Below are 21,419 nucleotides of genomic sequence, written 5' to 3' on the forward strand. Positions count from 1 at the left end.
GGGGTGGTGGGTCACGGGATCACGCCCTTGGACTGAAGAGCCTGGTCGATCTGGTCTCTGATGGTGGCGACCGAGCTCTCCGGGTTGATCGAGGCCGGGGGAGACAGCGTGTGGGAAACCGCGATCGACACGTTCTGGTAGGCCGGGGTGATCGGACGCACGCTGGCCGACTGCAGGGCTGCCAACACCTCTTTGGCGAACGGGTAGTTCTTGATGAAGGAGGGCTCGTCGTACAGGCTGCGCATCGTGGGCGGCAGGCCGCCCTTGAGTGCCGCCGTCAGCTGGTTCTCCCGGTTGCGCAGGCACAGTGCCGCCTCGAAGGCCGGCCCGGGGTTGCGCGAGTAGGCGCTCACGGCCAGGTCGATGCCACCGATGGTGGGCCGCGACGGCCGACCGGCGTCCGCCCTCGGGTAGGGCGCCCAACGGAAGTTCTTGAACAGCTTCGGGTTGTTCGCCTTCATCGACGGATACACGAACGGGTAGTTGATCTCGAACGCCGCCGTGCCGGACTCCATGGCGAGGCGGTTCTGGTCTTCCATCTGATTGGGCAGAGAGGGGTCCGCAGCCGGGGAGTTCGCGAGGTCGCGCATGATCTGGGCGGCCCGTACGCCGGGTGGGCCGAGGGAGGGCTTGGTGGCGTTCTTGTTGAGGATGGAGCCGCCCGCACTGTTGATCAGGCTGTTGAACCAGACGGTGAGGCCCTCGTATTGGGCGCCCTGGATCTCCACGAAGTGCGGTCTGCCCCGCCGGGCGAGGTCGCGGGCCATGTTCTGCATCTCGGCCCAGGTCCTGGGCGGGGTGGGCACCAGGTCGTTGCGGTACCACAGGAGCTGGGTGTTGGTGTTGTACGGGACGGCGTACAGCTTGTTCTTCCAGGTGGCCGTCTGCAGCGGTACGCGCAGGGTGCCCTGCGTTGCCTGCTGCCTGGCTCGCCCGGTCCACTCGCGGATCCAGCGGGCCTCCGCGAACTCCGCTGCCCACGTGACGTCGAGTCCCATGACGTCGACCGAGCTGTCCGCGGCCGCGAGCCTGCGTACCAGTTGCTCTCGCTGGCCGTCGGCGGCGCGCGGAAGCCGGTTGTAGACGATTCTGTAGCGGCCGCCGGACGCCCGACTGCAGGTGTCGGCGGCCTGTTGCAGTGCGCCGGAGTCGTCGGGGAAGTTGTACCAGTTCAGGGTGATCCGGCCGCCGCCCTCGCCGTCACCGCCGCAGCCGGCGAGCACCGACGCGAGCAGCGGCAGTGCGGCGAGCGCCCGTAGCCCGCGCGCTTTCCTGTGCCGCGGTTTTCGGCCTGCCAGCTGGGGCCTGGGAACCGTCCGGAAACCGGACTTCGCGTGCATTCGCTCCACACCTCGCTCCCGGGGGCCGGCCGTCACGGGACTCGCACCGCGGCGGTTCTCTCCCCGAGGACGCTAAACGGGACAGAACGCAACATCAAGCATATTTCTCCATAGGGGCCCATTTGGGTTCATGGCGTCGTGTCCCTGCCGGCTGTGATCCCTTTTCGGCCTGTTTGCTGACGGTCCGGCAATCCTGGGGAGGCGTTCCGGGTGCGTGGGGGAGCCGTACTGCGGTGTTGCGGGGGCCGACGCGGGCGGGCCTTCCCCCGCTGCACGGAGGGCGCGATGCCGGTCGCGCGACGGCCGCGCGATCGGTGCACAGCGACTGCGCGAGTCTGCGACCTGACGGGGTTGAGAGTCGCTGTGTCGTGCTCGGGCGCTGTGCAGCCCGCGCATGGCATCGCGTAGGCGGGTCCAGGGCGTGTGCCCGGAAGTGGTCGAAGGGGCTCGCATCACGTCCGGATTCTGTCGTGTGATGCTGGCGTCATGACTGATCAAGGCGAGATCGCCATCGTCCGCTGGCCGGACCAGGCCGCTCACGTCGACGACGGCCTGGAAGGGTTGCTGGCGGCCTACCATCTGCGCACGGAAGCCGAGAAGGGCGAGGCTGTTGCCGATGTGCAAGGGCTGCCGGACCGCTATCTGGCTGAAATCCGCAACCCGCGGACCGCGTTCGGTGACGATGTCGTACTGGTGGCTCTGGGCGGGGACGCCGCGGTGGGCTGCTTGGTGCTGACCGCCCCTCTCGACGGGAAGTCGGAGATCAGGAGACTCTGGACGGATCCGGCATTCCGGGGCCGGGGCGTTGCGTCCGGCCTGATCGGTGCCGCGCTTGCGCTTGCTGCGGAGAGCGGCGTGAGCACCGTGCGGCTCTCGGTGTGGAAGTGGCGGACCGAGGCCATCGCCCTGTACGAACGGTTCGGCTTCGCCGTCACCGAGTCATGGGACGAGCGGGAGCACCTGGTGTGCATGCGGCGACAGGAGACCCCGGGACCTGTGACCTCCGGGAGGTCGTGAACGCGATCTTCCACCAGAACCGGACGGGCTGTCAGTGGCGCTACCCGCCCCATGACCTGCCGGCCTGGTCGGCGGTCCGACCCGCCGCCTCACCACACCCGCACCAGCCTGGCGCGACACCCTCCAGGCGGCCGCATGAACAGCACCGAACTCCTGGCCGCCCTCCAGGCCCAGCAGGACGAGGCCACCGCCCGGGGCCGGCGAACCACGCGACCGGGTCGAGCACTTCACCGCCGCTCTCACCGAGACCGCACGTCTCGCGGCGTTGGCCACCGCCCGGAAGGTCATCGCCGAACTCGCGCCAGGAGGAGTGGAGTGCGATGATCTTGCCGCTCGGATCAGATCTGCCTGCGGGGGCTGAAGCGGTGGCCGCCGCGACTGTACGAGCCATCCTGGGGCCCCGGTCACGCAAACGCCGTGATCGGGGCCCCGGGATCAGCTACCGCGGAAGGTGCCGACCGCCGCTAGTTCCGGTACCGGAACACGATCCGGCCGCGCGTCAGGTCGTACGGCGGGAGCTCCACCAGCACCCGGTCCGCCAGCATGATCTTGATGTAGTTCTTGCGGATCTTCCCGCTGATGTGCGCGAGGACCTGGTGCCCGTTCTCGAGCTCCACGGTGAACATGGCGCTGCGCAGGCACTCGACGACCTTGCCCTCGACTTCGATGACGTTCTTGTTCTTCGTCATCGCACCAGCTCCAGGTTGCTGCTCGCCGGCTGGGCGCCGATGCCCCCGAACAGCGCCGAGGCTGCGTGGTTGGACTCGTTGACTTCGGCCCAGGCCGCGGCGAACCCGCAGTCGTGCAGCGTCCCCAGCGCGTGGGCCAGCAGCGCCCGCGCGATGCCTTGGCGTTGTTCGCCGGCCCGGACCGCGACCAGCCCGACGCGTGGCCGGTTCGCCGTCACCACCCGGACCAGACCCAGGTAGCGGTCCGGCGCCGCGGCCACCGCGTACTTCGACGGGTCGACGATGGTGTCACCCACGGGGCGAGAGACCACCTCCGCGGGCATCGACTGCCACCCGACGGTCGCCTCGACTTCGTCACGGATCGCTCGGTCCACCGCCCGCAGCAGACTCTCGTCAGCCTGGCCGGCGGCCACGATCGTCACGCCCGAAGGCGGCAGGACTGCACCGAGTCCTGTGACCCGCGGGTCGGTCGGCACGACGTACTCCCACTCGCGGCGCCGGATCGTGAACCCTGCCCGCCGCCAGCCGGCCGTCAGCTCGACGTCGGCTTCGTCGACCAGCGTGTACAGAGGCGCCGGCAGTGCCGCCAGCATCACCTCGGCGAGTCGGTCGAAGGCGGTGTCGTGCCAGGCATCGATACTGACGAACAAGCGTCCGTCGGGCCGGTGCTTCGCATGCCCGCGGCCGACCACCAGGTCGTCATCCAGCGCATGCCATTGCCTGTCCGCGACGCGGGTGATCATCACCGCGTTCTCGCTCGGGCCAGATGTGAAAGGCTTCGTAGTCATCGGAGTCTCCCTCCAGGAGTGCCTCGATCTCAGGCGCTCCTGGCGACACCGAACGTCAGCCGCGGAACCGTGACGGCTTGAGGGAGCACCCATGGGTGACTGTGTTCACGGGGCTCACCTCCATACGACGACTTCACGGTCCACCGCGAAAGTAGCAGCGGGGCGCCGCCTCGCTCAAACCCTTTTTCCACGCGCGCGTAACGCCCTCACGATCCGGCCTCGTCGAGGCGTCCCCAGCAGATGCGGAAACGAGAGGAAGACGTCGAGGAGTTCGACGCATCGTCCACTACGGACCGTGAGGCGTTCGAAACCGTGGAGCAGGGCGAAGGTGAGGTTCCCCGAGATCTCGGACACGCGATCGTTATGCCGTGAGGGTGTGCTGATGCCGCTGCCTGGTCTCGGCAGGGGGGAGGCGGCCGAAAGTCCGATGCTTGCGCAGGCGGCGCCGGTTGTAGAGGGTCTCGATGACCCTGTTGCCCAATGGGGTGAATGCCTCTGATCTCCACCTTGGTGGGGTGAAAGGGATGAGGTATCCCGTGACGGGATCTCTTGCGTCGCACGGCAACTGCCTGCCGCTCAACCGTCCGTGCCAGTACAGGAGCGAGACGTCGCAACCGATGCTGGGTGGCCGCCAACCACGGATGTCATAGGCGGGAAGGTGCGGGCAGCGGCGACCAGCGGCCGGAGGCCGTGGTGGGCCGGGAGGCGGACGGGTCAGGACGCGGTAGCCAGGCTGCTGTCCCGGTGTTCCGGTGCAGGTGGCGGGGACGAGGCCGGTGGATCAGTCGGGTAGTCCAGCCGTCTCGGGGTACTTGCCTTCGGCGCGCACCCGGTCGGCAACGGGCGCCCGCGGTCATCGGGCTTCGAAGCATGGGAGATGGAATGAGGCTGCGCGATTCGGCTATGGCGCTGGCGTCCCGCTGTTCCGCCGAGATACTGGCCGGCCGCTACCGCCTGGACGCTGTCATTGGTTCGGGCGGCGCAGCCGATGTCCACCGTGGCTTCGACCTGCGGCTGAAGCGACCGGTGGCGGTGAAGGTCTTCCGGCCCGGCACCGGCTTCGAAACGGACGAAGGCCTCGGGAGCGAGGCGGTGATCCTGGCACGGCTGCAGCATCCCGGACTGGTCACCGCCTACGACGCCGGGCGGCACGACGGCCGCGCCTACCTGGTCATGCAGCTGATCGAAGGCCCCACGCTGAAAGGTCGCATCGCGGAGGGCCCTTTGTCCTGTGAAGACACCGCCGCACTCGGTGTCGACCTTGCCGAGGCTCTGGCTCACGCGCACGGGGCGGGGATCGTTCACCGCGACGTGAAGCCGTCCAACATCCTTCTCGACGCGTCGGGCCGCCCCTATCTGACCGACTTCGGTATCTCCCGCCTGGTCGACGCCACCACTCGCGCCTCCACTGGCACACTCATCGGCACCGCCGCGTACCTGTCGCCGGAGCAGGTGCTCGGCCGGTTGGTCGGCCGGCCCGCCGACATCTACGCCCTCGGTCTCGTCCTCCTCGAATGCCTCACGGGCAGGCTCGAGTACGACGGCGGTCCCCTGGAGGCGGCGATAGCGCGCCTCCACCGTCCACCCGAGCTGCCCGGCTCCCTGCCGGAAGAGCTCGCCGTCCTGCTGCGGGCCATGACTGCCCTGGACGAGCAGACCCGTCCGTCTGCGCTTGCCTGTGCCGGGACACTGGCCGCCCTGGCCGACATGCCTCGCTCCCTGCCCGCCGTGACCACTGAGGGCATCACGCCCGTCGTCGGGGGTTGCGAACGGCCGCAAAACGGCCGTTCCACGCACCTGCATCCACCGCCCGCCCCGGACCGGGCCGTGGCGAAGACCGCGCCCGCACCCCGGCGTGTCCTGGCGGCCGGTGCAGCCGCCGCGTTCGCCGCTGTCATGGCCGCCACCCTCGCCGTCAGCGACGACGCCTCACATGCAGGAGAGAACGGGAAGGCCACCCGCGCTGTCAGCCGACCTGCCCAGACAGCCGGCGCCGAAAGCAGCACCCCGACGGGAAGCAACAACGACTCCGCGGTACCAGTAACCCCGTCGTCCTCTGCTCACGACGCCTCCGCCGGGCTGCTCCGCGACGCCGCCTCCAGGAGGAGCGCCGCTGCCGTTTCCGACGATCCGAGCCGCAATCCGGCCAGTTCGATCGGCGCTCCTCACAACGGTGCGTCCGACAGCGGAGGAGAGGCGAAGACGAAGCCGAATTCGCCCAAGCCGCATCCTGGAAAATCGAAGAAGGCGGCAAAGGCGCAGGAGAAGGCACAGCAGAAGTCCGAGAAGAACAGGGCCAAGGCCGGCTGACGGACCTGACAGGAGCTGACCGTCGGCATTCACCTGCCGGAGATGGTAGGGATGCAGGTGGCTGAGCTTGGGCCCCGTTCGGCTTCAGCCCGCAGGTTCACGCACGGTGGGTCGCCGAGCGCGACGAGCAGGCTGTCACCGCGCGGAGCAGGCATCAGCCCTGGGCCGCGGATCATCTCGGGTGCCAAGCCAAGCCAAGCCAAGCCAAGCCAAGCCAAGCCAAGCCAAGCCAGGGCGGCGGTGGGGGCGGTCACCTCGGGGCACTGCCCCCTTGATCCACGGAACCAACAACCAACCTCCTTCACCTGAGGCGCTCGACTGCCCACGGCAGGAGCTCTCGGGCCACCGAAAGACTGAACGGCCTTACCAGCGAGCGGAGTTCGGCACAGGCAGCATGACCGAGCGTGCTGTAGGGGAGGGCGGCCAGCCTGTCGGTGGTGTGCTCGATCTCCGCCCTCCGCCGGGCACCGTCCTCGGTCAGGGCCAGGTGGGGTGCGTCGTCGAGCCATCCACGCTCACGCAGGTTCCGCACGGCCTGGCACCACTGCTCCGGAGTCCATGCCCGCGATTCGCGCAGGACCCCTGCGTCGACGTCGCCTGCGGCGGCGTGCGTCACGAGAGCTTCGATCCCGCTCAGTCCGGCAGTCAGCAGTGCCGCCACGTGCCCGTCGCCACGGAACTCCCGCAGCAGAGTCTGCGCGTGCCAGAGCACGAGGTGGGGTGCGCTCGGCCACGGCAGTGCGGCGTGCGCGGCGAACAGGGGGCGGCCTTGTGGATGGCGCACGGTCACCTCAGCCGCGGTACGAGCCAGTTCCGCGGCGCGGGCCAGCGCCGGTGAGGAGACGTCGGCGCCGAGGATGCGGCGGAGTGTGCCATCGATCCCGCTGAGCCGGGCGGCGGCGAACCGCTGCGGCGTGGCCGCTTCCCATGCCGCGGGTATGGCTCGGCGCACCAGTTCGGGATTGAAGTTGTAGAACGTGGCGATGACCAGATCCGCCGGAGCTGCGCCGAGCGCGGCGGAGCGGGACGCGAAGTACCCCGTCCTGGCGTCCACGCCCAACTCGGCGTACAGGCCCGCGGCTTCGGGCGAGAAGTAGACAGCTCCGTGGTAGGGCTCGAGAGTTCTCCAGGTCTCGCGTGCGAAGACCAGGTCGTCGAGGTCCTTGGTCTGCGTCATGAGCGGCTCTCCGTCCTGTGGCGGATGGAACGTTGCTGTTCATCGAGCACACGACGGCGCGCGGGGTACACCCAGTCATACCGTCTGGTCGGTACGCTATCGGAGAGCTGGTTTGGCGACTACTGCCCTGCAACCGGTTCTCGGTAGGAGTTCGTGACGACACCGCACCCAACCCCCCTGCGACAGGGCCCGGATTGGTCTCCGGGTCCTCTCCCCGGCCCATTCGGCGATGGTCCAGCAGTTCTTGCGCGGCAGGTCCGACAGCAGTCCGAGCACCAACTTCCGGACTCGGAACCGGGGTTCGACCCGTGTGAACCGTCCCGCTATCCGGTTCATCAGGCCCTCGAACGCCTCCTGCCAGCGGGCAGGGTCTACGCTGTGACCTGCGGCCACCGCGTGATCGTTTGTCTTCACACACCGATGATCAACGGTTGGCCGCACCCGTCTCCACAGCGCGTCGGGGTCGCGCAGCGTCCGCCCGCCGTCCTGTGTCAGGAGGACATGTGCAACGTGGCGAAGTCTGGTGGGTGGAGTTCGACGAGCGGCGGCCGGTCGTGCTGCTGTCGGGAGACGACGCGTCCGGGATCCGGGTGATGCAGGTCGTCGCTCGGGCGGGTGTCGACATCACCGGTCTGGGCGTCGAAGTGGCAGTAGGCGCCGTGGAAGGACTGCCCTTTGAAGGCGTGCTTCGGTTCGCGTTCCCGCGTCCGGGCTTTACCCCTTGCACGTGGCTGACCACCGTGTCCCGGGACGACCTGATCGAGCGGGCGGGCGCCCTGTCCTCCGCGAAACTCAGCGAGATCGAGAACGCCCTCCGTCTCGGTGAGCAGGTGAAGGAGTGGACCCCGGCGACGACCGCGAAGCTCAGCGAGATAAGGAACGCCCTCCGTCTCGGTGGACTCGGGTAGGCGGAGAAGGAAACGAACGCCCGCGACAGCGTGGTCGGTCTCGTCCAGATGATCGACGCTGCCAGCTGCCTCCTCGGCGCCCCTCACGATGGAGATCACGATCTACGGCTGGAGTACTAGGAGGTGCCGCGACGATCAATGGTCCCTCCACGGTGGTTGCTACGCAAGACCTCTTGACTGCGGTGGGGCGAGCCGCGCGGAGACGGTGAGCCTTTCCCGGTAAGCGCCCGTAGTTCGCTGTGATGGCGAGGCTGGCGCTGCGGTCCGTGTGGCCCCCAAGTCCGGGCAGGCGAAATCCGGGGCCTCGGTCGGGGATAGTGCCTTGTCGACGAGGCTCAATCCGAGGGCCCGTCCGACGGCCAGACCCGCGTGGTGACCACCGGCGGCCCCGGGGCCGGTGACAGCGACGTCATCTCGCTCCGCCGCCGCACAGGCCGAGGTCGAACTCATGCCGCTGGTCGCGGCCGCGACGGTCGCAGTGTCCTTCGCGGATTGCGAGTCGATCACCCCGCCGTCGGCTCCGCATCCCGGCCCTCTGCTTCACGGGTCGCGCGGAGCCGGTCGGGCAATCGCTGGTCAGCCCTGCTTCCGCCAGCGGTGAAGAACCGGTGCACCGCTTTCCACGGCCAGTAATCCGCAGGCAGTGCAGGTCACTTCACGCCTGATCCCCGTTCCGTCACCTCCCCCTGAGTCGCAGCTGCCGGATGATGAGGACAACCAGGGCGAGCGCCAGCAAAAGGCCCATGGCGTCGAAGACTCCGACCGCCACGTAAGGCGCGCCGAGAAGTCGCGGAAGCTGACCGAACAGTAGACAGAGCCCAATAGACAGTGGGTACATCCACCGGATGGGACCGCCGAAACGGTTGGAAGCCGTGTTTGCCAGCTCCGCCTTGCCGCGGGACGTCAAGCGGAGAACAAGGCCGAAGATCACGAAAACCCCGCCGAGTCCAACAAGTAACCAGTCCTGGACCTGCAGCATGGTGCCCCCTTGTGCGCCGAGACGTCTCTGCGTAGGCCGCAGCTGGGTGGGGAGCATACAGCGGCGGGCGGGGGCTTTCCACGTTTCCGCAGGCCACACCGCGTGCTTGCCTGTGCATGAGCCTCTCCCGGTAGGCGCCCGTCATCGCTGTGATCGCAATGCCGGCGCTGCGGTCCGTGGGGCCCCCAAGTCCGGGCTGTCGTACGGCCCCTGGGTCCCGGCGGGTCCCGGCCCCCGAACCGCCGACCAGAATCGCCGCCGCGGCCACCGAGTCGAAGGGGGCATGACGGCAGCGGAGACGCGATCGAGGAGGACCGACCTCCGATCCGGTCCCCCCGACCACGCCGGACACCCAGGGCACCCTGAGCTTCCTTGGGGCTCCGTGGGTGTGGTGTGACGTTGCTGGACGGTGCCTCGTTAGGCGCTGGACGGTGAATCTCCGGGGGTGTCTGGCTCTGTGGTGTGCCGTTGCAGGTGGCTGTGGAGTTGAGGACGTGAGCTGTGCGGAGTTTTCCGGTGTGTTTGCCGTCGGGGCCCGGTACTGGACGGTGCTGGATGCGGAGTTGGAGGTGTTTCCCGGTGCTGATCAGTGGCTGAGGCACGTGCGGTTCGGCCAGCATCGTGCTGAGCTGACGACATGAGGTTCGACAACCACCGCGTGGTCATTACTGCCGCCGGCCGCGATTTCGGACGCACTTTGGCCATCCGCCTCGCGGACCTCGGAGCCGAGGTCCTCCTCGCTCCGCTGGTCACCCGGATCCCCGGCGTGACGCGCTACTACCCGGCGGTGCTGACGCCGGCGCCCAGGTGATCGAGGTGGTCCCGCCGGGCGTCAGCGGCGGCCTCTTCGCTCTGGTCTACGGCATCTCCACGGGTGCCGACGCCGCCTGGACCAGCGGCTCCACGCTCCAACGACGGATCCGCCGTTACCGCACAGACTGTGATCCTCGCCACCGGGGTCTCCTACCGGCGGCTCCCTGCGCCCGCTCTGGAGGCGCTGACCGGCTGTGGCGTCTTCTACGGCTCAGCCAGGGATCGTCGCTCCATGGACAAGCCCTCCTCTCCCGCCCCTGCGCGGGCGCTCCTACGGTCGAGGCTGCGGGCGCTCACCGGCCCGCCGTACCGAAGGAGCAGGACCCCCATGAAGATGACCGGCAACACGATTTTGATCACCGGCGGAACCTCGGGCATCGGCCTCGGTCTGGCCCTGCGTCTGCACGCGACCGGCAACAAGGTGATCGTCGCCGGCCGGCGCAAGGAACTTCTCGACGAGATCACGGCTAAGTACCCGGGCATCGACGCGCTCGTCCTCGATGTCGCGGACCCCGACTCGATCGCCCGGGCCCCTGAGACCGTGGCGGCGAGCCATCCGGGGCTGAACGTCCTGGTCAACAACGCGGGCATCATGCTGCTGGAGGACCTCCTCGACCCGGCCGGACTCCAGGTCGCCGAGGATCACGTCGCGACCAATCTGCTCGGCACGATCCGGATGACGTACGCCTTCCTGCCGCTGCTGGTGGGCAAGGGCGACGCGGTCGTCATGAACGTCACCTCCGCGCTGGCGTTCGTCCCGTTCCCGATCACCCCGACCTACAGCGCGACGAAGGCCGCGCTGCACTCCTTCTCCGAGAGCCTGCGCATCCAGCTCGCCGGTGCCGACGCCGGCGTCCAAGTGATCGAGGTGGTCCCGCCGGGCGTGCGCACGACCCTGCTGGGCCAGCAGGACAACGACCAGTCCATGCCACTGGACGACTTCCTCACCGAGGCCCTCGACCTGCTGCGCGAGAAGCCCGACGCGAAGGAAATCGTCGTCGAGCGCGCCAGGTTCATCCGCGACGCGGTGGCCAACGGCTCCTACGACGACGTCCTCGCCATGATCAGCGGCAGCTGACCGACCTGTTTCTTCCGACAGCACGCGAGCGCCGTCACACGACGAACCTCGTCGTATCGGCCAGGCCGGGCGACGAGGCCCGGGGCCCGTCCAAAGCGTCAGGCGTCCTCGACGGAGCCCGCCGCCGCAGGCCGCCTTCCATGCCGACGGCCTGCGGCGCACCGCCGACAGCCGGCGAATTTCCCAGCGGGTCACGCAGGGGCAGGTGACCATCGGGTCGTCTCGCCGCGAGCGCCCTCGCGTGGGCCGTGTGAGCGGCTTCGCGCGGGTGGGAGAGGAGTGGCTCAGCCATGGATCGGCGGTCTCTGGATAGCCGGGCGGGATGCGGCGAGGATGGGGGTATGGACAAGAAGGAACTGGCGGAATTCCTGCGTTACCGGCGTGAGATGTTGCGCCCCCGCGACGTCGGGCTGGTCGAGGGGCCGCGCAGGCGTACGCAGGGGCTGCGCCGCGAGGAGGTCGCGCAGCTCGCCGGCATGTCCACCGACTACTACGCCCGGCTCGAACAGCAGCGTGCTCCGCAGCCCTCGGTCCAGATCACCGCGGCTCTCGCCCGGGCATTGCGGCTGTCCCTGGACGAGCGCGACCATCTCTTCGTCCTCATCGGCCACAACGCCCCGGCCCGCTTCCACCGCTGCGAACATGTCAGCCCGACGCTGATGCGGGTCCTGGACCGCCTGGACGACTCCCCGGCCATGGTGCAGACCGACCTGTTCGAAACCCTCGCGATGAACCCCTTGGCCGTCGCGCTGCTCGGCGACCAGACCCGCCACACCGGTCTGGCCCGCAGCGGCTACTACCGCTGGTTCATGGACCCGGCCGAGCGCCTGATGGTTCCCGAGGAGACCCGCGAACGCCACGGCCGCGCCCAGGCAGCACGCCTGCGGGCCGCGCTGACAGCCGGCAGCGACACCCCCCGAGCCGCCCGCATCCTCGCCGAACTCCAGGAACACAGCCCCGAGTTCGTCCGCATGTGGGAACTTCAGGAGGTCGCACAGAGCTACGACGACTGCAAGACCATCCTCCATCCCCAACTCGGCCGCATCGACGTCGACGCCCAGCTCCTGTACACCGAGAACCGCGCCCAGACCCTGGTGGTGCTGACCACTCGCCCCGGCACGGAGAGCCACAGCAAACTCGAGCTGCTCTCCGTCATAGGGCACCAACAGCTCACCCCCTGACGTCCTGGACCGGGGGCCGGGCCGGGCTCGGCGAGGGAGGGGCCGGACAAGGGCACCCTGGAATGGTGCAGCCCGCACCGCTTGTGCCCTGCGCTCTACGGCCGAATATGTCGTCCCCCCGCGATGTCCGGGCTCCGCGCTCAGGCCGCCCATTTGACCGGATGCAGCCTCCGTTTTACTCTCGAACATGTACGGAGGCAGCATCCGTTTTGATGCGGCCGCAGGATCACGGCAGGCAGGAGGGCGCATGAGCGCCGGTGAGCAGCGGGGACGCAAGCCCCGCGCGGACGTCCAGCGCAACCGTGCGGCGCTCCTGGAGACCGCGCAGCGTCACTTCCTGCAGCACGGGGTCGGCACCTCCCTTGAGGCGGTGGCCAAGGAGGCGGGCGTCGGACCCGGCACCCTGTACCGGCACTTCCCCACCCGGGAAGCGCTGCTGGCGGCCGTGCTGCAGACGCGCTCCGATGAGCTGGTGGCCCGCCAGGCTGACATCGAGCAGCTCGACGACCCGGCCGAGGCGCTGGAGCAGTGGCTGCGGGCGATGGAGGAGTACTTCAGCGCCTTCAGCGGGCTGCCGGACCCGCTCATGGCCGCGGCCCGGGCGCAGGAGCCGGACAACCCGCTCACGATCCCCTGCGACATCCTCATCACCGCCACCGATCAGTACGTGCGAGCCGCGCAGCTCGCGGGGCGCGTGCGCCCGTCGGTGCGGGGGCACGACCTGTTCCTCGCGGCCTGCTCCGTCGCCTGGATCAAGGGCACCGGCACCGAGGAGGAGTCGCTCGACCGGCTCCGCACGCTCATCGCGAGCGGCTACCGCCAGCGGGACACCCGGGCGTAGACCGCCAGACACCCCGCCCCGACCCTCCCGTAACGCCAGGCGGCACCACACCACCCAGCCATCACATCGCGCGCTGCCCTCAGGGGCGGCACAACCTCCGAAAGAACAAATCATGAAAATTACTGTCATAGGCGCCGGCGCCATCGGCGGGAACCTCGCTGCCAAGCTCAGCACGGCCGGTCACGACGTCCAGGTGGCCGATGCCCGCGGCCCCGTGGCCGTCCGGGCGGAGGTGCTGGAGTCCGGGGCCCGCGCGGCGGACCTCGCCGACGCCGTCGAGGGCCGGGACGTCATCGTCCTGTCGATCCCGTTCGGGGTGGCGGGCCAGCTGGCGGACCTGTTCGCGTCGGTGCCCGACGAGACGGTGGTCATCGACACCTCGAACTACTACCCCGGCATGCTCAGCGAACCGATCGAGGCGGTGGACAACGGCCAGGTGGAGAGCGTGTACACCGCCGAGCTGCTCGGCCGCCCCGTGGTCAAGGCGTGGAACGCCGCGCTGGCCGAAACCCAGCGGACCAAGGGTGTTCCGGCCGGAACACCCGGCCGCCTCGCCATCCCCGTCGCCGGCGACTCCGAGGAGGCGCGGCGCGTGGCCATGCAGCTCGTGGACGACACCGGCTTCGACCCCTACGACGCCGGCACCCTGGCCGACTCCTGGCGCCAGCAGCCGAACAGCCCCGCCTACTGCACCGAGTTGACCCTCGACGAGCTGCCGGCGGCCCTGGCCGCGGCCGACCGCGCCAAGGACGCGGCCGTCCGCGACAGCCTCCCGGAACGCTTCGCCGCCCTCGGTGCCAATCCCACCGTCGACGACGTCGTCGAGATGAACCGCGCCGCCCACCGCTGAGTCACCCGTCGCGGCTCTCGTGCACGCAACGGCACGAGAGCGGCAGCGTCGGCACGCCGCGAACGCACACGACGAACACGAAGAACGGCGCTCACTTCGGCAAGGCCGGAAGAGCAGTACGGGTCGTGTGCGCGGGCAGGCGGCTGTCCTGGACCTCTCGGTGTGGTCGGTCAAGGCAGGATCTCGACGTACCCGTCGGTTCCGTGCACGCGGATCCGCTGCCCGTCCCGGATCAGCCTGGTGGCCCGCTCCACGCCCACGACGGCGGGCAAGCCGTACTCCCGTGCGATCACTGCGCCATGGGTCATCAGGCCGCCCACTTCCGTCACCAGACCCGCGATCGCGACGAACAGCGGCGACCAGCTGGGGTCCGTGAAGGTCGTGACCAGGATGTCGCCCGCTTCGAGATCGGCCTTGGCCATGTCGAGGATGACGCGGGCCCTTCCCTCGATGGTCCCGGCGGAAACCGGTAGGCCGATCAGGGCGCCGGCCGGCACATCGTCGCGCCGGTACGCCCCGGTGACGGCCTCACCGTCCGAGGTGAGAACCCGGGGCGGGGTGAGGGCGTGGTACGACCGGAAGGCTTCCTTGCGCTGCTGGATGAGCTGGTCGTCCACCTGGTTCGAGCGCACGACGTCGTGGAGTTCCTGGAAGGTGAGGTAGTAGACGTCCTCCTTCTCGGGAAGCACGTTGGCCTGCACCAGCCGCCCGGCCTCCTCCAGCAGGGCCTCCTTGTAGACGAAGTAGCGGCTGATGATGTCGTACTTCGGGTACTCCCGGTATCCGATGAAGGCTCTGACCCGGTCGATCATCCGCTTGGTCTCGCCGGCCTTCTGGTCCCCGTCCGGCAGGGCCCGAAGGCGTGACAGCACGTCCTGTTCCTTCTGCTGCGCCTTCTGCCGCCCCTGCTCGAAGCGCCGCTCGGCGGCGCCCGGCTCGAAGTTCCGTACGTTGTCGAGGATCACCGGCACGAGCGTGGTGGGGCACTCGCGCCAACGTGGTCTCGTGATGTCGATCTCGCCCACGCAGCGCATGCCGTACCGGTCGAGGTAGGCCTCGACGGCGTCGCGCGCTTCGCTCCCGCCCGCGAGCTTCGGCAACTCGTCCAGGAAGCTCTCGTCCTCGACACCCTGCAGGAATGCCACCACCTCTGGATGCCGGCGGATCACGTCCGCGACGTCGAGCAGCGCCAGTCCCATCTCCGACGTGATGTTGTCGGGGGCGGACAGCGAGAGCGTGTCAGCCGCGTTCTTCTCGCCCAGCCACTCCCGCAGCTTGTCGTTGAGCCACCATGTGGCCTCCATCCCCGCCATGATCGCCTGAATGTTCAGCGGATCACTGAGAACTCGCTTGTGCTCCTTGAACGCCTCCGCCAACAGGAAGTCGAACAGTGCCGGCCCGGTCTTCGTCCGGATGTCACGTTCCAGGGCGGCGATGGACGCCTGGCTGCGCTCGATCAGCTCGGTGACGACGGCCGGATCGATCTCGGTCGGGGCGGGCGCGCCGCTGGCCGGCGGCCCGCTGGGACCTGCGTCCGGGAGCGGCGGAACGAAATCGTCACGGTCGAGGACGGTCTCCAGAGCGTCCCTGATCAGCGGATCGCCCCTCCCCATGGCGTCCAGGAGGCCGGCACGGCTAGCGGGCGAGGCCAGGCGCCGGGTGACGTCGACGAACAGCCTCCCGCCGGCCTCGTGCATCGGCACCATGGCCGTCAGCTGCCACATGGAGAGCCCCAGGGGCTTCATGGGGTCGGTCATCATCTGCCCGTGACCAACGGAGACGTAGACGTGATTCTCCTGGTCGCCGGTCTCGGGGATGGGGAACAGCGTCGTGATCGGACGGCTCTGAACGATCTCGAAGTCATCGTCGACCAGGCACCATTCGATGTCCTGCGGGCGGCCGAAGTGCGCTTCGATCCGCCGCCCCAGCTGCGCGAGCCGCACGACCTGCGCATCCGTCAGCGCCGGCTGCTCCTGCCGCCGGGAGTCGATCGCCGCTTCCTGTGTACCGCCGGCCGGCAGGGCGTGCACGGCACGCTGTTTGGTGGCGATCGCCTTGGCGACGACCTCGCCGTCTCGAACCGCGAAGACGTCCGGGTTCACGAGGCCGGATACCAGGGCCTCGCCGAGACCGAAACCGGCGTCCACGGTGGCGGTCTTCCGGTTTCCCGTGACGGGGTCGGCCGTGAACAGGATGCCGGCGGCATGCGGGTAGACCATCTGCTGCACGACCACGGCCATGTGGACCGTACGGTGGTCGATGCCGTTCCGCTGACGGTAGGTCACGGCCCGCTCGGTGAACAGCGAAGCCCAGCACCGGCTGACGTGCTGGAGGACCGCCGTCGGCCCCACGATGTTCAGATAGGTGTCCTGCTGACCGGCGAAGGAGGCCGTCGGCAGGTCCTCCGCGGTCGCGCTGGACCGGACGGCGTAGGCGGCTTGCTCGCCCAGCCGGGCGAGCGCGCCGGTGATGGCCGCCGCGATGTCGCCCGGGATGGCAATCCCTTCGATGGTCCGACGAATCCTCGCGCTGAGCGTGCGGATCGCCTCCCGGTCGTCCGGGTGCAGGCGCGACAGCTGATCGAGCCGATCGTCGATCGACGGCGCTTCCGCCACGATCCGCCGGAAGGCGTCCGTCGTCACGCAGAAGCCACCCGGCACCCGGATGCCCTCGATCCGCGACAGCCCGCCCAGGTGCGCGCCCTTGCCACCAACGACCGCGACCTGGCTGTCGTCAACCTCTTGGAGATCCAACACGTACTGCTCGATCATCGCGATTCCTCCGAGACAGCCGTGGTTCCCTGCACTGCGGTGGCCGATCGAATCACCGGCGCCTCCAACTCCGGCGAACTTCCTGTCGAGCACAACCTCATCCCTGGTCGCCTTCCCTCTGAGGAGTCGGCCGGCCGCGCCGCCCAGTCGGACGGCGGCCACCGTAACGGCATGGTCGTTCCCGCCGTTGATCCGACGTCACCGCATCCTCCATACGTCGACAACAACACACGCACGTCATGGCCCCGTTTCCGGAAGTTGTGGCTCGGCCGACGATTCTCCGCCGTGACCAGGGCCTTGCGGCAAGCCCCCCAGTGCGCTATATGTTGAGAGTGGCAAGGAGAGAGCTCTCCTTGCCTTCGCCATTTCCCGTCCACCGGAACGGACAGGCTTCCCCACAGCATGGTGGTGAGCTTCCGTCGGCGCGCGTTGTCGCCGAGGAACTCGAAGTACTTGCGCACCTCGCCCCGCTCGATGATGCCGGGACGGTTGTGGTCGTAGGCCAGCAGGGCGTACTCCCCGATGATGACCGGGATGCCGCGTGAGACGAAGGCGTTGTGCGCGCGGTCGAAGGTTTCGGTGAGGTCCTGCTCCGAGGTGGCGTCGAACCTGGTGTAGCCGGCGATGTTCACACTGAACGGCCACCAGCCGTAGAAGTGGACCGTGGTGGCGATCATCGGGTCGCGCAGGGAGGTCAGTTCGGCGGCCAGGGCGTCGAGGCGGCCCTGGTCGGCGTTCGTGTACAGGGTGGGCAGTACGAGCAGGCGGGTGGCGTTCTGGCCGCCGGAGTCGCGAACGACCGTGTGGAAGACCCGGTTGAGCTCGGCCAGCAGCCGGTAGTTCTCGTCGTCGCCCGAAGTGCCGCTGAACGTCGGCTCGTTGACGCTTTCGAGCGTGAGTCCTGGCGGTTCGTCGCGGAACTCCGCCGCGATCTGGGTCCAGGTGGCGCGGTAGCGGGTGAGTACGGCGTCGAGGAAACTTTCGCTGCATGCGGCGGAGAAGTTAACATGAGGATGTGCTCAAGGCCACAGGTTCGGCGCCAGGAGATGCCAGAATGGCCGGGCATTACCCAGACAGTGCTGTTCAACCGTCTCCCGCATCCGGTCCCGCCTGGTGCGAGCGGTTCGAAGACCGGGAAGGCGACCTTGGCGGACTACGCAGCTGACGGGCCGGCGGGCAGGGGTGGCGGGCGGGGCGCCACGTCCCGGCCGGTGACCATCGCGTTCATCGCCGAGTCGGCGGGGGTCTCCGTCCCTACCGTGTCCAAGGTGATCAACGGAAAGTCGGGGGTCTCCGCGGACACCCGTGCCCGGGTCGAGGCCCTTGTCAACGAGCACGGCTACCGCAAACCCTCGGGGGCCAACCGGAACAACGTCGTGGAACTCGTGTTCCGCGAGCTCAAGCACATGTGGGCGGTCGAGATCATCCGAGGCGTCGAGCGGGTCGCCCGCCGGCACCGGGTCGGCCTGATGGTCTCCGAGTTCGGGCTGCACGACACCGCCGAGCCGACCTGGGACGACACCGTCTCCAGGCGTCCCAACTGTGTCCTGTCCGTGGCCCAGCTCTCCGAGGCGGAGCGCGAGCAACTGAAGGCGAAGGGAATCCCGTTCGTCGTCTTCGACCCCGCCACGGAACTGCCGGACGACGTCCCGTTCGTGGGCGCCACCAACTGGTCCGGCGGCCGGGCGGCGACCCGCCACCTCACCGAGCTCGGGCACCGCCGCATCGCCATGATCGGCGGCCCCGAGGACCAGCTGTACTGCAGTGCCCGGCTGGACGGATACCGCTCCGCGATGCGCGCAGCGGCTCTGCCGGTCGATCCGGAACTCGTCGTGCACGCCCCCCTCACCCACGAGGACGGCTGCGCGGCGGCTCGTTCCCTGCTCGCTCTGCCCGAGCGCCCGACCGCGATCTTCACCGCCAACGACCTGCAGGCGCTGGGCGTCTACCAGGCGGCGCGCGAGGCCGGCCTGCGGATCCCGGACGACCTGAGCGTGGTCGGTTTCGACGACCTGCCGGTCGTGGCCTGGGTGGACCCGCCGCTGACCACCGTCCATCAGCCGCTCACCGAGATGGCTGTGGCCGCCACCGAGTTGGCTCTCACGCTCGGTCGCGGTGAAGCGGCACCTCAGGTCGGGGTGGAGATCGCGACGACCCTCACGGTCCGGGGCAGCACGGCTCCGCCCAGGGGCTGACCCTCGGCGCCTGCGTGCTGCTGCACGCCTGATCAGCCGCCCGGACGCCCGCTGCCGACAACCCGTCGGCAGCGGGCGAGTTGGTGTGTCCGGGGGCTTCCTGCGAAGGGAGCGGGCTTCGCGACCGTTGACCACCGTGCTTCCCCTGGCTAATCTCGGCAAGGAAATTATCTGACCGTTAGGAGCGAAAGTTTCGTCCCTGTCGTGAGGCCGGCAAAAGCCCGCGACCCGCCGGACCATGGACGCCGTCCTCACTCCACCAAGCTGGGCGCGCCGGGCGACACGCTGGTCCGGGCCGTCGGCTCGACCCCCTGGTCTCCGCGCACGCCGTTCGGCGGGGCAACGGCGACCTCACCGTCATGTTCATCGACAAGGACCCCGCCAGCGCCGCGACGGTCACGCTGTCGTACAGCGGGTTCAGCCCGTCCGCTGCCACCCCGACCGTGTACGCGCACCTGAAGAACGCCACTTCGATCGGTTCCGCGACGACGCGCAGTGCAACCCGCCGGACGGTACCCGCCTACTCGATCGTGGTCGTCCAGCTCCACCGCTGAACCGACCGTCCCGGCTCCGCCGGTGCCTCCCACGCGTCACACCAGTGAAAGGACTTGATGAGGGTGTCGAGCAAGCCCGAGAAGGCCACCACCATCGACAACCCGGTGATCCCCGGCTTCCATCCCGACCCCTCCGTGTGCCGGGCGGGCGAGGACTACTACCTGGCCTGCTCCAGCTTCGAGTACTTCCCCGGGGTGCCCGTCTTCCACAGCCGGGACCTGGTGCACTGGACCCAGATCGGCAACGCGCTCGACCGGCCCGGCCAACTGCGCCTGCCGCCCGGCACCCGCTCCTCGGGCGGCATCTACGCACCCACCCTCCGCCATCACGACGGCCGCTTCTGGCTGATCGTCACCAATGTGAGCGGGGACGGCAATCTGCTGTTCACGGCCACCGATCCGGCCGGCCCCTGGTCCGATCCCGTCCGCCTGCCCGGAGTCCAGGGCATCGATCCGGACCTCGCCTGGGACGAGGACGGCAACTGCTGGTGCACCACCGCCGGAGTCGGACAGATCCGTATCGTTCCCCACACCGGGGAGACATTCGGCCCCTCCCGCCGGCTCTGGTCCGGCGCCCCCGGTGCCAAGGCGCCCGAAGCCCCGCACCTGTACCGGATCGGCGACTACTGGTACCTGCTCATCGCCGAGGGCGGCACGGAGCGCTGCCACGGCGTCTCCATCGCCCGCAGCCGTACGCCGACGGGCCCGTTCGAACCATGTCCGGCCAATCCGATCCTCACCCACCGGGGCACCGACCATCCCATCCAGAACACCGGGCACGCCGACCTGGTGCAGGCACCGGACGGCTCGTGGTGGATGGTCGTGCTCGGCGTGCGGCCGGGCGGTGGTACTCCCGGGTGGCACGTACTCGGCAGGGAGACGTTCCTGGCATCGGTCGACTGGGCCGACGGCTGGCCGGTCGTCGGCGAACTGTCGACCTCCCTGCCGGCGCCCCCCTGGCCGCTGCAGCCGCCGGTCCCCGTCCCCGGCCTGGACGACTTCGACCTGAGCGGGCTGGCCCCGCACTGGATCTCTCTGCGGCACCGACCGCCGGAGGTGTGGACGACGAAGGAAAAGCCCGGCTGGCTCACTCTGCGGGCACGCGGCGGATCGCTCGACGACACCGACGTGACGTTCGTCGGCCGGCGGCAGCAGCACGCGTCATGTCGCGTGCGAACCCTGGTCGATGCCGCGGACGGTCGCGGCGGCGTGGCCGTCCGCCTCGACGAGCAGCATCACTACGACATCGAGGCCTCGTCCGGCGAGGTACAAGTGCGGGCCCGTATCGGCCCGTTGAGCACCGTCGTCACGTCCCGTCCGACACCCCCCGGACCTGTGGTCCTCCGCATCGAGGTGAGCGCCGTACACGCGGTGGACGATGCGCGCACCGGCCCGGACACCGTCGCGATCGGCATCGAGGAGGCGGACGGCACCTTTGTCGAGCTTGCCTCACTGGACGGGAAGTACCTTGCCACGGAGGTCGCCGGCGGCTTCACCGGCCGGGTGATCGGTATGTTCGCCGGTGCCGGCTCCGTTCACTTCGACTGGTTCGAGTACGAGCCGGTCGATCGCTGACGCGGCCCGCACCCAGCCGGTGTCGCACCGCTCCGGGCCCGACAGGCAAGGCATTCGCCGTCGGGCCCGGAGCGGCCATGACCGCGGACCGCGCGGCACGCCGCCGGGCGCCGTGAGACGAAGGGCCTCCGGTGCGCGCTTTCCTCGACGTGGCCGTCGAGTGGTGGAGTTCGGCCTTGGTGTGAGTGCCGCGTTCCGCCGCGACTTCTTCGTGGGTAGGGGGAACACCGCGGCGCGGACGCTGCCCGCACTTCCCTGACGTGCGGACCGGCGGCGGTACGGGTTCTATGGGGTTGGCCGCACTGGTGTGTCCCAGTTCACATAGGTCGAGAAATATCTGACTAGTCAGCTAC

General features: G+C 69.0%; 16 protein-coding genes and 3 pseudogenes. 11 read left to right on the forward strand and 8 right to left on the reverse strand.

Going from position 1 to position 21,419, the window contains the following annotated elements; genetic code table 11:
* Positions 1–11: 11 nt before the first annotated feature.
* Positions 12–1,340, reverse strand: coding sequence for an ABC transporter substrate-binding protein (locus AC07AZ_RS25600; RefSeq protein ID WP_478851579.1), 1,329 nt, complete (start codon positions 1,338–1,340; stop codon positions 12–14).
* Between the two features lie 486 nt (positions 1,341–1,826).
* On the opposite strand from AC07AZ_RS25600, the gene AC07AZ_RS25605 reads away from it, so the two are divergent.
* Positions 1,827–2,357, forward strand: a complete 531-nt coding sequence (locus AC07AZ_RS25605) for a GNAT family N-acetyltransferase (RefSeq protein WP_478851581.1) — start codon at positions 1,827–1,829, stop codon at positions 2,355–2,357.
* A gap of 464 nt (positions 2,358–2,821) precedes the next feature.
* Here AC07AZ_RS25605 and infA read toward each other — a convergent pair whose 3' ends face one another.
* Both infA and AC07AZ_RS25615 read right to left on the reverse strand, forming a co-directional pair.
* Positions 2,822–3,046, reverse strand: coding sequence for a translation initiation factor IF-1 (gene infA / locus AC07AZ_RS25610; protein WP_467912458.1), 225 nt, complete (start codon positions 3,044–3,046; stop codon positions 2,822–2,824).
* On the reverse strand, positions 3,043–3,834 hold the full coding sequence (locus AC07AZ_RS25615) for a GNAT family N-acetyltransferase (protein WP_478851583.1): 792 nt from the start codon (positions 3,832–3,834) through the stop codon (positions 3,043–3,045). Before AC07AZ_RS25615 ends, infA begins: the two co-directional genes overlap by 4 nt.
* An 882-nt stretch (positions 3,835–4,716) precedes the next feature.
* Between AC07AZ_RS25615 and AC07AZ_RS25620 the strand changes: the two genes are divergently transcribed.
* A complete protein-coding gene (locus tag AC07AZ_RS25620) occupies positions 4,717–6,144 on the forward strand; it encodes a serine/threonine-protein kinase (RefSeq protein ID WP_478851585.1) in 1,428 nt (475 codons plus the stop codon).
* Between the two features lie 301 nt (positions 6,145–6,445).
* Here AC07AZ_RS25620 and AC07AZ_RS25625 read toward each other — a convergent pair whose 3' ends face one another.
* On the reverse strand, positions 6,446–7,321 hold the full coding sequence (locus AC07AZ_RS25625; RefSeq protein WP_478851587.1) for an SCO6745 family protein: 876 nt from the start codon (positions 7,319–7,321) through the stop codon (positions 6,446–6,448).
* Positions 7,322–7,525: 204 nt separating this feature from the next.
* Positions 7,526–7,657: pseudogene (locus AC07AZ_RS25630) on the reverse strand (IS701 family transposase); the annotation flags it as partial.
* A 167-nt stretch (positions 7,658–7,824) separates the two neighbouring features.
* On the opposite strand from AC07AZ_RS25630, the gene AC07AZ_RS25635 reads away from it, so the two are divergent.
* Positions 7,825–8,229: a type II toxin-antitoxin system PemK/MazF family toxin gene (locus AC07AZ_RS25635; RefSeq protein WP_478851589.1), complete on the forward strand. Its 405-nt coding sequence runs from the start codon at positions 7,825–7,827 to the stop codon at positions 8,227–8,229.
* A 676-nt stretch (positions 8,230–8,905) separates the two neighbouring features.
* Here the strand turns inward: AC07AZ_RS25635 and AC07AZ_RS25640 are convergent.
* Entirely contained in the window at positions 8,906–9,208 is a 303-nt protein-coding gene (locus AC07AZ_RS25640) for a hypothetical protein (protein WP_478851591.1), read from the reverse strand.
* Between the two features lie 637 nt (positions 9,209–9,845).
* Between AC07AZ_RS25640 and AC07AZ_RS25645 the strand changes: the two are divergent.
* The 5 genes and pseudogenes from AC07AZ_RS25645 to AC07AZ_RS25665 form a co-directional block, all read left to right on the forward strand.
* Positions 9,846–9,950 (forward strand): annotated as a pseudogene (locus AC07AZ_RS25645) (SDR family NAD(P)-dependent oxidoreductase); the annotation flags it as partial.
* Between the two features lie 399 nt (positions 9,951–10,349).
* Positions 10,350–11,099, forward strand: coding sequence for an SDR family oxidoreductase (locus AC07AZ_RS25650; RefSeq protein WP_478851593.1), 750 nt, complete (start codon positions 10,350–10,352; stop codon positions 11,097–11,099).
* Between the two features lie 341 nt (positions 11,100–11,440).
* Complete coding sequence (locus tag AC07AZ_RS25655; protein WP_478851595.1) at positions 11,441–12,280, forward strand: helix-turn-helix transcriptional regulator; 840 nt, start codon at positions 11,441–11,443, stop codon at positions 12,278–12,280.
* Between the two features lie 247 nt (positions 12,281–12,527).
* Positions 12,528–13,121, forward strand: a complete 594-nt coding sequence (locus AC07AZ_RS25660; RefSeq protein WP_478851597.1) for a TetR/AcrR family transcriptional regulator — start codon at positions 12,528–12,530, stop codon at positions 13,119–13,121.
* Positions 13,122–13,233: 112 nt separating this feature from the next.
* Entirely contained in the window at positions 13,234–13,971 is a 738-nt protein-coding gene (locus tag AC07AZ_RS25665) for an NADPH-dependent F420 reductase (protein ID WP_478851599.1), read from the forward strand.
* A gap of 170 nt (positions 13,972–14,141) precedes the next feature.
* Here AC07AZ_RS25665 and rph read toward each other — a convergent pair whose 3' ends face one another.
* Positions 14,142–16,742, reverse strand: coding sequence for a rifamycin-inactivating phosphotransferase (rph, locus tag AC07AZ_RS25670; RefSeq protein WP_478851601.1), 2,601 nt, complete (start codon positions 16,740–16,742; stop codon positions 14,142–14,144).
* Positions 16,739–17,689 (reverse strand): annotated as a pseudogene (locus AC07AZ_RS25675) (glycoside hydrolase family 5 protein); the annotation flags it as partial. The pseudogene AC07AZ_RS25675 and the gene rph, both read right to left, overlap by 4 nt.
* A gap of 264 nt (positions 17,690–17,953) precedes the next feature.
* On the opposite strand from AC07AZ_RS25675, the gene AC07AZ_RS25680 reads away from it, so the two are divergent.
* From AC07AZ_RS25680 to AC07AZ_RS25690, 3 genes are all read left to right on the forward strand, one after another.
* Positions 17,954–18,937: a LacI family DNA-binding transcriptional regulator gene (locus tag AC07AZ_RS25680; RefSeq protein ID WP_478851603.1), complete on the forward strand. Its 984-nt coding sequence runs from the start codon at positions 17,954–17,956 to the stop codon at positions 18,935–18,937.
* A 359-nt stretch (positions 18,938–19,296) separates the two neighbouring features.
* Positions 19,297–19,491, forward strand: a complete 195-nt coding sequence (locus tag AC07AZ_RS25685) for a hypothetical protein (RefSeq protein WP_478851605.1) — start codon at positions 19,297–19,299, stop codon at positions 19,489–19,491.
* Positions 19,492–19,548: 57 nt separating this feature from the next.
* Positions 19,549–21,066 carry a glycoside hydrolase family 43 protein gene (locus tag AC07AZ_RS25690; protein WP_478851607.1) on the forward strand — a complete coding sequence of 506 codons (1,518 nt, stop codon included), beginning with the start codon at positions 19,549–19,551 and terminating at the stop codon, positions 21,064–21,066.
* Positions 21,067–21,419 lie beyond the last annotated feature (353 nt).

It is taken from the genome of Streptomyces sp. NPDC043878, from assembly GCF_056435735.1.